The 13,383-nt window shown below is 38.8% G+C and carries 13 protein-coding genes and 1 pseudogene; 8 read left to right on the top strand and 6 right to left on the bottom strand.

What is annotated here, in order from left to right:
* Positions 1 to 27 precede the first annotated feature (27 nt).
* Both dapA and asd read right to left on the bottom strand, forming a co-directional pair.
* Positions 28 to 930, bottom strand: a complete 903-nt coding sequence (gene dapA / locus AC2HW8_RS03515; protein WP_015523863.1) for a 4-hydroxy-tetrahydrodipicolinate synthase — start codon at positions 928 to 930, stop codon at positions 28 to 30.
* A gap of 19 nt (positions 931 to 949) precedes the next feature.
* Positions 950 to 2,035: an aspartate-semialdehyde dehydrogenase gene (gene asd / locus AC2HW8_RS03510; protein WP_484327160.1), complete on the bottom strand. Its 1,086-nt coding sequence runs from the start codon at positions 2,033 to 2,035 to the stop codon at positions 950 to 952.
* A gap of 254 nt (positions 2,036 to 2,289) precedes the next feature.
* On the opposite strand from asd, the gene queA reads away from it, so the two are divergent.
* The 6 genes from queA to AC2HW8_RS03480 all read left to right on the top strand — a co-directional run bounded on the left by queA (position 2,290) and on the right by AC2HW8_RS03480 (position 9,833).
* Positions 2,290 to 3,315: a tRNA preQ1(34) S-adenosylmethionine ribosyltransferase-isomerase QueA gene (gene queA / locus AC2HW8_RS03505; protein WP_293639838.1), complete on the top strand. Its 1,026-nt coding sequence runs from the start codon at positions 2,290 to 2,292 to the stop codon at positions 3,313 to 3,315.
* Positions 3,316 to 3,332: 17 nt separating this feature from the next.
* On the top strand, positions 3,333 to 4,463 hold the full coding sequence (tgt, locus tag AC2HW8_RS03500; RefSeq protein ID WP_015523866.1) for a tRNA guanosine(34) transglycosylase Tgt: 1,131 nt from the start codon (positions 3,333 to 3,335) through the stop codon (positions 4,461 to 4,463).
* 83 nt (positions 4,464 to 4,546) lie between these two features.
* Positions 4,547 to 4,969: a preprotein translocase subunit YajC gene (gene yajC, locus AC2HW8_RS03495; RefSeq protein ID WP_484327159.1), complete on the top strand. Its 423-nt coding sequence runs from the start codon at positions 4,547 to 4,549 to the stop codon at positions 4,967 to 4,969.
* Between the two features lie 64 nt (positions 4,970 to 5,033).
* The gene (locus AC2HW8_RS03490) at positions 5,034 to 5,426 is read left to right on the top strand and encodes a TIGR04086 family membrane protein (protein WP_015523868.1); all 393 of its coding nucleotides are present in this window, start codon (positions 5,034 to 5,036) and stop codon (positions 5,424 to 5,426) included.
* 238 nt (positions 5,427 to 5,664) lie between these two features.
* Positions 5,665 to 8,076: a YARHG domain-containing protein gene (locus tag AC2HW8_RS03485; protein ID WP_484327158.1), complete on the top strand. Its 2,412-nt coding sequence runs from the start codon at positions 5,665 to 5,667 to the stop codon at positions 8,074 to 8,076.
* A 35-nt stretch (positions 8,077 to 8,111) separates the two neighbouring features.
* Positions 8,112 to 9,833 carry a hypothetical protein gene (locus AC2HW8_RS03480; protein ID WP_484327157.1) on the top strand — a complete coding sequence of 574 codons (1,722 nt, stop codon included), beginning with the start codon at positions 8,112 to 8,114 and terminating at the stop codon, positions 9,831 to 9,833.
* 164 nt (positions 9,834 to 9,997) lie between these two features.
* Here the strand turns inward: AC2HW8_RS03480 and AC2HW8_RS03475 are convergent, their stop codons facing one another.
* The 3 genes from AC2HW8_RS03475 to AC2HW8_RS03465 form a co-directional block, all read right to left on the bottom strand.
* Entirely contained in the window at positions 9,998 to 11,221 is a 1,224-nt protein-coding gene (locus AC2HW8_RS03475; protein WP_117967032.1) for an ATP-binding protein, read from the bottom strand.
* A 155-nt stretch (positions 11,222 to 11,376) separates the two neighbouring features.
* Complete coding sequence (locus tag AC2HW8_RS03470; protein ID WP_278305435.1) at positions 11,377 to 11,676, bottom strand: transposase; 300 nt, start codon at positions 11,674 to 11,676, stop codon at positions 11,377 to 11,379.
* A 373-nt stretch (positions 11,677 to 12,049) separates the two neighbouring features.
* Positions 12,050 to 12,256 (bottom strand): hypothetical protein, encoded by a 207-nt coding sequence (locus tag AC2HW8_RS03465; protein WP_484327156.1) that lies wholly within the window; start codon positions 12,254 to 12,256, stop codon positions 12,050 to 12,052.
* 229 nt (positions 12,257 to 12,485) lie between these two features.
* Here AC2HW8_RS03465 and vapB point away from each other — a divergent pair, with 229 nt between their 5' ends.
* Together vapB and vapC are read left to right on the top strand one after the other, a co-directional pair.
* Positions 12,486 to 12,722, top strand: coding sequence for a type II toxin-antitoxin system antitoxin VapB (gene vapB, locus AC2HW8_RS03460; RefSeq protein WP_021883210.1), 237 nt, complete (start codon positions 12,486 to 12,488; stop codon positions 12,720 to 12,722).
* Positions 12,719 to 13,120, top strand: a complete 402-nt coding sequence (vapC, locus tag AC2HW8_RS03455; RefSeq protein WP_303991887.1) for a type II toxin-antitoxin system tRNA(fMet)-specific endonuclease VapC — start codon at positions 12,719 to 12,721, stop codon at positions 13,118 to 13,120. Before vapB ends, vapC begins: the two co-directional genes overlap by 4 nt.
* A gap of 62 nt (positions 13,121 to 13,182) precedes the next feature.
* Here vapC and AC2HW8_RS03450 read toward each other — a convergent pair.
* Positions 13,183 to 13,383 (bottom strand): annotated as a pseudogene (locus AC2HW8_RS03450) (hypothetical protein); the annotation flags it as partial.

The following is a 13,383-nucleotide window of genomic DNA, read 5'->3' as shown; positions in this document are numbered from 1 at the left end:
CTTAATTTTAAACGAATCAAAGGTTGATTATTTAACCTTCTTGCTTAAAAGGTCATACTTCTCCATGCAATCCTTGAGGTCATGGTAACCCTGAACGCTCATGGGAACGAGCGGAAGTCTGCATTCGCCTGCTTCATAGCCGAAGAGGTTCATGGCAGTCTTTACGGGAATCGGATTAACATCGCTGAAGAGTATATGCATAAGCTCAAGATAGTGGAAGTTAAGCTTCTGTGCCTCTGCAAAGTCATTGTCAAGACAAAGCTGACAGATGTCATGCATTTCCTTGGGGCAGATGTTTGCGAATACAGAGATAACACCGAGAGCGCCGAGTGACATGAAAGGAACAGTCTGGTCATCGTTACCTGAGTAGATGTCAAGATTGTCACCGCAAAGTGAACGGATGAGAGCAACCTGAGAGATGTCGCCGCTTGCCTCTTTTGCGGCAACGATGTTAGGATGCTTGCAAAGCTCCTGATAAGTCTTTGGCTTGATGTTACAGCCGGTTCTTGAAGGAACATTGTAAAGAATAATCGGAATATCAACCGAATCTGCAACAACGTTGAAGTGTCTTACAAGACCCTGCTGAGATGTTTTATTGTAGTAAGGAGTTACGCAGAGAAGTGCGTCAACGCCTGTGCTTGCGGCAGATTTTGAGAGCATAACGGCTGTTGAGGTATCGTTACTGCCTGTACCTGCAATAACAGGAATTCTGCCGTTTGTCTTTTCTGCAACGAAAGAAATTGTTTCGCAATGCTCTTTTTCCGAAAGAGTTGCCGCCTCACCTGTTGTACCGCATACAATAATTGCATCGGTACCGTTTTGAACATGAAATTCTACGAGATCGCCGAGAACATCGTAGTTTACGCTTCCGTCAGACTTCATAGGAGTGATAAGTGCAACACCTGAGCCTGTAAAAATGTGGTTAGACATAATTTACCTCCGTAAGTAATCAGTCCATGTAGTCCTCAGCACAAAGGAGCTCTGCAAGAAGAACTGCACCGCCTGCTGCGCCTCTTAATGTGTTGTGTGACATACAAACGAACTTATAATCATATTGAGTATCAGGTCTTAATCTGCCAACCGATACTGCCATACCGTTTTCAAGATTTCTTTCAGATTTAATCTGCGGACGGTCAGGTTCTGTGAAGTAGTGGAGAAAATGCTTTGGCGCACTCGGAAGATCGAGCTCCTGTGCTCTGCCGCTGTAGTTTGACCAAATGTCAATAATTTCTTCGACAGTAGGTTTCTTTACGCCGTCCTTAAATGACATAAATACAGCTGCTGTGTGACCGTCTGATACGGGAACACGGATGCACTGTGATGTGATTGAAATATCATCGGTTTTAACAATCTTGTCGCCTTCAATCTTACCCCAGATTTTAAGCGGCTCCTGCTCTGACTTCTCTTCCTCACCGCCGATGTAAGGAATAACATTATCTACCATTTCAGGCCATGTCTTGAATGTTTTGCCTGCGCCTGAAATTGCCTGATATGTGCAAGCGAGAACCTTGTCAACGCCGAGTGCCTTTAAAGGATGAATTGCAGGAACATAGCTCTGAAGTGAGCAATTGGACTTAACTGCAACAAAGCCTCTTTTTGTGCCGAGACGCTTTCTCTGAGCGTCAATAATCTTAATGTGATCGGCGTTAATTTCAGGAATAACCATAGGAACATCATTTGTAAAACGATGAGCACTGTTGTTTGATACGATGGGACATTCAGCCTTTGCATATCTGTCTTCGAGATCACGGATTTCATCCTTCTTCATATTAACTGCGCAGAAACAGAAATCAACCTGTGATGCAACCTCTTCAACATTTTCAGCGTCAACGATAACCATATCCTTGTACTTCTCAGGAAGAGGAGTAGTCATATGCCATCTGCCTTCAACTGTTTCACCGTATGTTTTGCCTGCACTTCTCTTACTTGCGGCAAGAACAGTAACCTCAAACCACGGGTGATTCTCAAGAAGAAGTGTAAAACGCTGGCCTACCATACCGGTAGCGCCGATAATACCGACTTTATACTTTTTCATAATAATTCCTCCGAATTAAACAAATTTTAAAAAAGCGGTTGCCTTATTCAAACAAATATTATATTATATGAAGAGATGTCTGAAAACACGACTGTTTGTCGATTATGCAAACTGCTCATAATAAGATAATATATCATTTTAAAAGGGTAATGTCAATTATTTTGAGAATTTTACAGGACAAATACTTGTGTTTTACAAAGATTTTTGACAGAACAGCTTTTAAAAAGCAATTTTAGTTCTTGAAAGGAAATAAAATGAAGACTAGTGATTTTTATTACGATTTGCCTAAAGAGCTTATCGCACAGACTCCGCTTGAACCGAGAGACAGTTCAAGATTGCTTGTGCTTGACAGAGAAAAACAAACTCTGGAGCATAAACATTTTTATGACATTATTGATTATCTTAACGAGGGTGACCTTCTTGTTGCCAACGATTCAAGAGTTTTGCCTGCAAGAATTTACGGTATCAAAGACGAAACAGGTGCAAAAGTTGAATTTCTGCTTCTGAAACAAATTGCAAACAATCGTTGGGAAACACTCTGCAAACCCGGCAAAAAAGCAAGAGTAGGCACAAAATTTTCGTTTGGTAACGGGATTTTGCGTGCAACAGTTGTTGATGTTAAGGATGACGGCAACAGAATAGTTGATTTTGACTGTGAAGAGAATTTTTTTGCTACTCTTGACAAAATCGGTCAGATGCCTCTTCCCCCTTATATTACAGCCGAGCTTAAGGATAAGGAACGCTATCAGACGGTTTACAGCCATGAACTCGGTTCTGCGGCAGCTCCGACGGCAGGACTTCACTTTACAACCGAGCTTATGGACAGAATCAAGGCTAAAGGTGTAAAGATTGCGTATGTTACACTTCATGTGGGACTCGGTACATTCAGACCGGTTAAGGTTGATGATGTTACAAAGCATAAAATGCACAGCGAGCATTATGAAGTCCCCGAAGAAACCGCAAAGCTCATAAATGAAACTAAGAAAAACGGCGGACGGGTTATTGCAGTCGGCACAACATCCTGCAGAACGCTTGAAAGTGTTGCGGCAATGTACGGAGAAATCAAACCCTGTGAGGGATTTACGGATATTTTTATTTATCCCGGATTTGAATTTAAGGTGCTGGACGGACTTATTACTAACTTTCATCTTCCCGAAAGTACACTTATTATGCTTGTATCCGCTTTTGCGGGATATGATTTTATTATGAATGCATACAAAGAAGCTGTAAAGGAAAAGTACAGATTCTTCTCTTTCGGTGACGCTATGTTCATATCATAGGAGGATTTTACGGATTTATGTTTAAGGTAATTAAAAAGGAAGGCAGCGCAAGACGAGGCGAATTCGTTACGGTTCACGGTACGGTTCAGACTCCCGCCTTTATGAATGTTGCAACATGCGGTGCAATCAAGGGTGCTGTTTCTGCGCTTGATTTAAAGAATATAAAATGCCAGGTTCAGCTTTGCAACACCTATCATCTGCATCTTCGTCCGGGTGATGAAAAGGTTAAGCAAATGGGCGGACTTCACAAATTTACAAGGTGGAACGGTCCTATCCTTACCGACAGCGGCGGATTTCAGGTGTTCTCTCTTGCAAAGTTGAGAAATATTAAAGAAGAAGGCGTTTACTTCAATTCTCACATTGACGGTCGCAAAATTTTTATGGGACCTGAGGAGAGTATGAGAATCCAGTCAAATCTTGCATCTACAATTGCGATGGCATTTGACGAATGCGTTGAAAACCCTTCTCCATATGAATATACAAAAAACAGCGTTGAAAGAACCACAAGATGGCTTAAAAGATGCGTTACAGAGATGAAAAGGCTCAACAGTCTTGATGATACCATAAATAAAAACCAGATGCTGTTCGGCATAAATCAGGGCGGTATCTATGACGATTTGCGCGTCAATCATATGAAAGAAATCGCAGAGCTTAATCTTGACGGCTATGCAATCGGAGGTCTTGCCGTGGGTGAGCCTGCAGAAACGATGTACCATATCATTGAAGAGGTTGAGCCGTTTGCTCCGAAAGATAAAATCAGATATCTTATGGGAGTCGGAACTCCCGTGAATATTCTTGAAAGCGTTGCAAGAGGTGTTGATCTTTTTGACTGTGTTATGCCGAGCAGAAACGCAAGACACGGTCAGCTCTTCACTTGGGACGGAGTGCGTAACATCAATAATGCAAAATATGAAACAGATGAATCTCCGATTGACGAGCATTGTGACTGCCCCGTTTGCCGAAACTTTTCAAGGGCATACATAAGACATCTTCTCAAAAGCGGTGAGATGCTCGGAATGCGACTTGCTGTTTTGCACAACCTCTATTTTTACAATAATCTTATGGAAGTTATCAGAACTCAGCTTGATAACGGCACATATATGGAATTTTACGAGAAATATCGCAACATTTTAGGCGTGCGTATCTAATATTTTTTCAAAACAGAAAAAATACTTGCAAGATGTGATTAAAACTGATATAATCAATACATTGTATGAAAGGAATGACGAAAATGACAAACTTTATACCTGTAGTTGCAGAAGCAAGTGCAAGCGGCGGAAATCAGTCATCAAGTATGATTTTTATGATTCTCTTCTATGTTGCTATTTTTGCAGCTCTCTATTTCTTCCTCATCAGACCTAACTCAAAGAAGAAAAAAGAAGAAGCTCAGCTTCGTAACTCTCTTGAGATCGGTGATGAAATTACAACAATCGGCGGAATTATGGGCAGAGTAGTTGCCATTAAGGACGACGAGGATGCTATCATCATTGAAACAGGCTCCGACAGAGTTAAGATGAAGTTTAAAAAGTGGTGTATTTCTACTGTTGACACAGTTAAGGAACAGCCACAGCAGGCAGGTCAGCCTGAAAAGAAAGGCTTCTTCGGTTTTGGCAAGAAGAAAGATTCTGACGAAACTAAAGCTACAAAAGAATAACTTTTTGAATGAATGTTCTTTCCCCCGAATATATTTGTAACAGAATATATTCGGGGGTTGTTTTATGTCTGATAAAAAACTACTTGCAAAGGCTGTTTTGTTTTCATCAGTATGCGGAATACTTATACTGGTAATTTTGATGTGTTTGCTTGCAGCCGTGATGATGTCGTCGGGAGTAATTTCAGCAGATATACTTGATTACTGCACGGTCGGCATGGTCGGTGTTGCAACGCTGATGTCGGGAATAATATCATCAAGAATTACAGGAAGTGCAGGTCTTGCGGTGGGTTCGCTGACAGGATTTTTTATTTTTCTTGTCATAACCTCTATTGCATTGATTTTTAACGGTGAGCCTATAACGATACTAACCCTGCTAAAACTGATGTCATCTGTTTTGGGAGGAGGAATAGGCGGAATTATCGGAGTCAACAAAAAGGAAAAAATAAAAATCAGATAAGATCGAGTAAGATATTTTACTGAAATTATGTTTTCGGCAGTTCGTTTAGGCGGACTGCTGTTTTTATGTCGGATTTAATTACAAATTAGAATTATTTTTTAAAAAATTGAAATATCTATGGTAAAACAGCTCGTAATATGGTACAATAATCCGGAGAATGAGATAGTGAGGGTTAATGACCTTGATTTAGATATAATATGTAATATGAAAAATAAGGAAATATTTAAGGAGTGTTAGTATGGCAAAAACGATTAAATTGCCGGCAGATTTAAGGGATTGGAAGGTTACTTCATTTGTTGGGGAAGACAACGGCTGTGAAGTTTACAAGGTATCAAGAAAGATTGATAAAAATACTGCTCAGAATGCGATTCTCAGACACGCATTTGTCGGCAAAAGCAATTATACCGATGAACATGCCGAGTATTTCATCGAAGAGGCTGATTTTATTGAATCGGTTAAGGAGCTTGACGGTGTTTCAAACTATTTGGATGTTTATGTTCAGGATAATCAGAACAAAAAAACCTGTGATTTGTACATATTTACAGAAGAACTCACAAGTCTTGAAGAACTTATGAAAACCAAAACTTTCGCTGAGGATGAAGTTGTTGATTTTGGTATTCAGATGAGTGAAATGCTTGAAACTTTGGAAGCAAAGAATATTTTTCACGGTAATATTTCGCCAAAGAATATTTTTGTAACTGCTGACGGAAGGTATAAAATCGGCGGATTTACTGATTTTGAAGGCAAGATTGCGGATAACTCATTTGTTGCACCTGAGGTTTACAAGCAGGAAAATGTTGACTATACCACCGACATTTATTCTGTCGGAATAATTATGTATGCAATGTGCAACGGCGGTAAAATTCCGTTTGAAAGTGATTCATGCGACAGAAAGAATGCCTGTGAAGAAAGATTTTCGGGCAAGGCTGTTACCGCACCGTCTGAGGGTGACGAAAAACTCAAGAGTGTTATTGTAATTGCATGTCAGCCGAATAATACAAACCGATGGAAAAATGCTGGCAACATTAAAAATGCTCTCACATCTATCAAGGCTGAAATAGGTACATCCTCCCCTGTTCCGAATCCCGATGTTGTTGTTCCCAAAAACACGGATTTTGACGGAAATGTATTTGAAGAATATGATTATGATGAATTTGAGGATACAGAGCCGACTGAATCGCAGGATAATTTTGACGATAAGGATGAGGTTCAGACAGTTGAGGACGCTGTTCTTGATAATGAATTTAAAGGCGGCGAACAGCTTGGCATTGCCGAAGTTTTAGCCGGTGAAGAATCCCTGCCTGTTGACGGTAATGCTCCTGTAGATTCAGATGAAGTCAGTGAGTCTGATGCTGATGAAAACGGCGGATTTGAGGTTGTTGATGTTACAGACGCAGTTGATGAGCCTGAAAATTCCGAGGTTAAAACTAACGAAGTATCAGAAGAAAAACAGCCTGAATTTGAAGATATCAGTTCCGTATCAAGTGAAGATGACAAGAAAGAACAAACTGTTACAGATAAAAAAGCTGAAGAATTTGAAGATGTTTCAAGCAACAGCGAAGTAGCTCCGGAAGTTCTTTCTCCTGTTACAAGCGTTGAAGTGTTTGACGATTACTCCGGTGCAGACCATAAAAATGTTCTTACAAGCAATGAATCAAGCAAGGACTACGGTGATTTCTTTGAGGACGAGCCGTCTGTTAAGCGTACTGACAATAAAGCTGACGATACTAAAAAAATTGAAGAAAAAAACGACTTTGACGATAACAGCTTTGAAGATAATGACAATGAATTCGGATATACAGATGAAGAAGATAATAAAGAAAATGTAAAGAAAAAGAAGAATAAATTTATCATAATTCTTTGTGCCGTTGTAATTGCCGCCGCACTCGGATTTATCGGTTTCTGCGTTTATAACGGTTTGTCAAATTCATCTACTGACAATAAAACTACTACAGCCGAAACTGCAACATCTGCCGAAGTAACCACACAGGCGCCGAGTACGGCGATGCCTACTACAACGGAACAGGTTACAACATCTTCTTCATATAACAATGTTGTTCCTGTTGTCGGTTACGGTTACAGTTACGGTAAAAAGCTTCTTGAACAGGCAGGATTTACCGTTGAAATTTCTGACTATGAATACAGTTATGATTATCCGGAAGGATATATTATCTCTCAGACTCCGGAAGGTGACACAAGCGCAAGTACGGGTACAGTTGTTAAACTTGTTATCTCAAGCGGACAGATTCAGAGAGAAACGGAAGCTCCAGCAACACAGGCTCAGCAGTCATCAAATAGTCAGAACAGCTCATCGGGCAATTCAAATTCACAGAGTTCAAATGCACAGTCATCAAGCAATACAAACACTAATAATAACGGCGGATTTATCTTCCCTAACAGCGATTCTTCATATCTCAGCAACGCACAGGTAAGCGCTTTGAGTGATGACGACTTACAGCTTGCAATTAATGAGATTTATGCAAGACGAGGCAGAATTTTTAAGGACGCAAGCCTTAATGCATACTTTAACTCGCAGTCATGGTATGAGGGCAAATATACACCCGAAGAATTTGAAAAGAATGTTAAATTTAATACTTACGAACAGAAGAATCTTCAGCTCTTGATTAACGAAAGAAGATCAAGAAAGTGATATTTAAACAAGAAAGATAATGCAGAGGAGTTATTATGAAAGATAAAATATTAAACGCACTAAAAAGCAAGACCTTCTTTGCTTTGGCAATTAATATTGTTATTATGGCTTTGATTATAGTTGTTACTGCATTTTCATATGACAGTGCTGACGATTTTTACAATTCTTTATATATCTGTCAGTATCATAACTATTACAATAATGATATTAACTACATTTTTGCGATAATTACCGGTTCATTGCAGTACATTCTTTTGAATTTCAACTGTTTTGTACTTTTTCAAATTCTTCTCTCCTGTGCCGCTTTTTCTTCTGTTACATTTGTTTTTGTCGATAAATTCGGAAAGCACAAGGCTTTCATATTCACTCTTGTGCTGAATATTTTGTTTTCATTTGACCATTATTCAAACATTTTAAGCAGTAAAACCGCCGCTTTGCTGCTTACGGCAGGGTTTCTGATGGCACTTAATGCAATCAGAAATAAAAGGTACTCTCTCCCGTTTTGGATTGGTGTACTTGAAGTTATATTCGGAACATTTTTATGTTTCAAATATTTCTTTGTGGGACTTGCATTTTTTATTGCATTCTTCATCGGTGATATGATTGCAAAAAGAAAGTACAAGTTGCCGTTCAGAAAATTTTTCTGGTATTTCAGACCTTTTGTGCTTGTATTTGTCTTTATTGTTCTTGTCGGCTGCGGTCTTGAATATTATTCATATTCGGTCAATAATGCAAATGCAGAAACTTCGGGGTTGTACAGATACAGCGTCCTTGCCGATAAGACCGATGATAATGCTTTTCCAAACTATTCCGATTACTGTGAGGAGCTTAATTCGGTCGGAATAAATTCGGCAAATGAGTATGAACTTTTTGTTGACGGATATTATGATGAAAACAATGGACTGAATACTGCTGCACTTGAAAAGGTTGCGGATATTCAAAAACGGGAAAATCCGTATAATTTCTTTGATAATGCGGGTGCATTGTTTTCAGATGCATGGGGACATATTATAAATTTTGATTCATATCTTATTGCTTTTGCGGTAATACTTGCCATTATGGTTGTTTTTGTTACCGTTCAGAAAAAAAGATTTGCCTTCTTCCCTGCTTTGTATTTTGCGTTGGGATTTGCGGCTTGTATGTATGTTCGTTATGCAATGGATTCTTCGGCATACACAATGTACGGAATTTTGCTGATGATTCTTTCGTTTACAATGTATTCGTTTGATTTCGGTCATCTTAGAAAAGACGAATACAGCAATATTACAGATAAAAGCAGAAAAACTGTTCTTATTTCGGTTATTGTACTTGTGATATTAAGTGCGGCAAGCTGTGTATCATATTTCTTCCATATCACTCCTGTTTCATATGACAAAAAGCCGAGTGATCTTTATACTGAGGTTGACAGACATCCCGAAAATTATTATGTTCTCGATCCTGTAACAGCTAAAGAATACATTTCATATACCGATAACTATATTCATCCGCTGTGGGGATTTTCTTCCGATTTTCTCCATAATGTTGACGGCTTCGGATATCTTCATCGGACAAATCAGCTTGTGAACCGCAACCTCTCAACAAATATTTATGAGGCGGTCGTTGACGGAAGAAATGTATATGTTATCGATAAAAAAATTACTTTTATCAAAGAAAATTATCTTAACCAATATTACGGCAAAAAGGATTCCGTCATTGTTTACAAGGATGAAAAGGAATTCAACGGATTTACAATTTACAGCGTAGACAGAGTTAAATAACATTATAAAAGGTATATCACGATTTTTTTGGAGACGGTGAAGTCGTTTTTCTTAGGCATTTCGTTCATTCCTTTTCTGTCATTTTCCTGGCAAACTAAAACAAAAAGCAGAGCTTTTGGGCTCTGCTTAGTTTCTTGAAAATATACTTTTGCTATGGGAGTGATTCAGATTAGATTGCTCGGAATAAAACAATTATCCTTGTCAATCGGTATCGGCTCCTCACACATACATATGATGCCGCCGTTTCCGCGGTTCAAAGAAGCCTTGTCAATTACGCTGTACTTTTTGACCTCACGACGATCAGGAGAAGCACTCTTTTTGATTTCCAACGGATGAATGACATTGTTTTCCTCGATGAAAACATCAATCTCTTTTGCGTTAGAATCACGAAAATAGGTAATATTTACTTTAGATTTAGCGTAAGCGTAGTTTTTCACAAGCTCCATTACCACATAATTTTCGTAGTAATGACCGCTTGCAGCACCGTTACGGAGAGTGTCTGCCGTCAGCCACATCGAAAGGTAAGCACAAAGACCAGTGTCACAGAAATACAGTTTCGGTGTTTTGCTGAGCCGTTTCAGTTCATTGTTTGAATATGGGGCAAGCAGATAAACAATGTGAAGTCCCACAAGTACTTTCAGCCATTCCTTTGCGGTACTTGATGCAATGTCAGCGGATTCCGCAAGAGTAGAATAATTTACCTGCTCTGAAACAAGAGCAGCACAACCGACAAGAAACTTACGAAAACGAACTGTGTCGGTAATACCGCCGGATTCTGCTACATCTCGCATTAAATAGGTGTCAATATAGGAATTGAAATATTCCTGCCGAAGCTCATCATCTACACCTTGTACTTGAGGCATACCACCCTCCCAAATGTGATTGAACACCTGCACTACATCATTTTTGGGCAACTTTCTTTGTCTTGCCTGTAAGGTATCAAGTGAAAAGTCCAAATCAGCATCAAACACAACTCCTGCTTTTTCTCTTGCAGACAAACTGTACAGCTCCAGTATTCCAATTCTTCCGGCAAGAGTCTCTCGTACTCGTTCCATCATCTTGTACTGCTGTGAACCGGTCAGCCATATAAGACCCTTTTCCCCACTTTCATCACAAATCACCTTGATTTGTTCAAACAGCTCCGGTGCTTTCTGCACCTCGTCAATGAGTATCGGGGGTTTGTAGGTCTGAAAAAAAAGTACAGGATCAGATTGAGCAAGCTCTCTTGCCATTGCGTTATCCATCGTTACATAGGTTCTGTCCGAAGATGACAAGTGTTTCAGCATTGTTGTTTTGCCGACTTGTCTTGCACCCGTCACAAGGATGACTTTAAAGAAATCATTGAGCTTGAGAAACTTACGCTCCAGCTCTCGTGTAATATATCTCATAACGCACCTCCAATTTGCAAATTTATGAAAATCTGTGATTAATCATATATTATCATAACATTTCCATTTCGTCAAGAAGTTATACACATTGTTCTTTGTCAAAAAAACATTTTGATATGTTCTTCCTTTCGCATACGACAGTTCACAAAACGCACCTACCCTGAACATCTTTTACAAGCTCGCTTCTTGAGTTGGCTGTATCCCTGCTTTTCGGATTTAGCTTCTTGTTTAAGAGATTTCATAGTATCCTTGTCGGTATCATTCGAGATATTGACAAGGATTTCTTTTTCTTTGGCTTTATGCCTGCGGGCTTCATCCAGACGAACAACACCGAGAACATCTCTGCCAAATTGCGACTGCATATGAAACCGATCATATACAATCTGTGCTTTGGTCAAATGCTTTGTTACAAGCTTGTTGTAAGATGCGTTCATGTTCATAGCTACCGCCGCAATAAGGACACCGGACTGACTGCGTAGACCTTACGCTCTCCAGAAACAGTACGCTTTTATCTTTATTAGGACTGATTTTAAATCCTTGACTTTCAAATTCAACTTTGATATCATTTAAATAGAGCATAGGTTTCTCTCCTCCATTGTCTGTCTCTTCAACTACAATTTTGGAGTTTCCTATGCTCTTTTTCAATATTTACTTTTGATTATCCCACATTTTTCCGTGATGAGGGAAAAAAGAGAGCTATCTAACGATAACTCCCCTATTACTTACTGACTATCAGTAATATTCAACTTTACCGCAACCCGAGCATTTCCTGCCGATTACCTTGTTTTGGATACTGAGGGCAAAACTTTTTGCTATGCAATTGTATAATCATTTTTCGGCATCGTTTAATATGTTGTACGCATTGTTATGCACTTCAAATATTATGCTTGTTATGGCTCGTCCTGTTTTTTGATATGTAGGTCTAACCCAAATATCTGATTTCACGTTAATTTCCCTTACCGGTATATCTATAACCTTGCGTTTGAAATCGGCAAAAAGTTTGTATTTCTTCTCACAATCAAAGCAAACTCTCAATTCTGTAACTGAAAACTCTAATTCTGACTTTGTATTTTTGCTTTCACCATCTCTACATTTCAGAAGTTCGTATAATCGAATAGCGTAATAACTTGAGAATTCTAATATATTTTTTAACTTTGTTATGATTTGGTGTAATCACAATAAGAATTAAAACACGGTAAATGTGAAAATTGCTATTGATAAAATATATATCTTGGTATATACTAATAGTGAAAGGAGTGATTTTATGCTTAAAGCTAAAATATTTGAGAATGGCAGAAGTCAGGCAGTAAGACTTCCAAAAGAATGCAGATTCAATAGTGATACTAATGAAGTGTCAGTCAATAAAATCGGTGATATAGTTATGCTTATCCCTATGACCAATCAATGGAGTTCTTTCATTCAAGCAGTAAATATGTTTTCTGATGATTTTTTTGAAAACGGCAGAGAAGATTCAGAACCACAGGAGCGTGAAAAACTATGAGATACATGCTTGATACTAATATTTGCATTTATTCTATTAAGCATAAACCAAAACAGGTTTTTCTTAAATTACAGGAACATGATCCGGCAGATATATGTATCTCATCGGTAACATATGCTGAGTTAGTACACGGAGTTGAAAAAAGCCAAGCTATTGAAAAAAACCGATTAGCTTTAGCTATGTTGCTATCGAATATTGAAGTTCTTGATTTTGATTCAGCCGCTGCAGAATCCTACGGAAAAATAAGAGCCTATTTAGAAAAGCAAGGTACGCCAATTGGTCCGCTTGACACAATGATTGCAGGGCATGCGAAATCTTTAGATTATGTGTTGGTTACGAACAACACAAAAGAATTTTCGAGAGTACAAGATTTAAAACTTGAAAACTGGGCTGAATAATTTAAGAGTAATCGTGAAATTCTAAAAAGACCACCTCGAATTTGTTCGAGATGGTCTTTTTGCTATTTTTTTACCATTATTACAGCCTGTTTGCCGAGTTCGGCATAGCGTGAATTCACAACACTTTTCGAGTAACGGGTTCGAGCATTAGTCCACGGATCATTGAAATAGTAATAATAGTTATCATATCCTGTCATTACAAGACAATGCTCTCTGGCAATCCAAGTATAGTAACTGCCGAGTTTATATTTTGCGTTTTCATC

The sequence above is a fragment of the Ruminococcoides sp. genome, from assembly GCF_057037865.1.
Note: the sequence above shows the minus strand (reverse complement) of the source record. Positions and strands in the feature narration are given on the sequence as shown.

Coding starts and splice junctions, on each gene's coding strand:
- dapA (WP_015523863.1), bottom strand. CDS start 930: ATGTCTAACCACATTTTTACAGGCTCAGGTGTTGCACTTATCACTCCT.
- asd (WP_484327160.1), bottom strand. CDS start 2,035: ATGAAAAAGTATAAAGTCGGTATTATCGGCGCTACCGGTATGGTAGGC.
- queA (WP_293639838.1), top strand. CDS start 2,290: ATGAAGACTAGTGATTTTTATTACGATTTGCCTAAAGAGCTTATCGCA.
- tgt (WP_015523866.1), top strand. CDS start 3,333: ATGTTTAAGGTAATTAAAAAGGAAGGCAGCGCAAGACGAGGCGAATTC.
- yajC (WP_484327159.1), top strand. CDS start 4,547: ATGACAAACTTTATACCTGTAGTTGCAGAAGCAAGTGCAAGCGGCGGA.
- AC2HW8_RS03490 (WP_015523868.1), top strand. CDS start 5,034: ATGTCTGATAAAAAACTACTTGCAAAGGCTGTTTTGTTTTCATCAGTA.
- AC2HW8_RS03485 (WP_484327158.1), top strand. CDS start 5,665: ATGGCAAAAACGATTAAATTGCCGGCAGATTTAAGGGATTGGAAGGTT.
- AC2HW8_RS03480 (WP_484327157.1), top strand. CDS start 8,112: ATGAAAGATAAAATATTAAACGCACTAAAAAGCAAGACCTTCTTTGCT.
- AC2HW8_RS03475 (WP_117967032.1), bottom strand. CDS start 11,221: ATGAGATATATTACACGAGAGCTGGAGCGTAAGTTTCTCAAGCTCAAT.
- vapB (WP_021883210.1), top strand. CDS start 12,486: ATGCTTAAAGCTAAAATATTTGAGAATGGCAGAAGTCAGGCAGTAAGA.
- vapC (WP_303991887.1), top strand. CDS start 12,719: ATGAGATACATGCTTGATACTAATATTTGCATTTATTCTATTAAGCAT.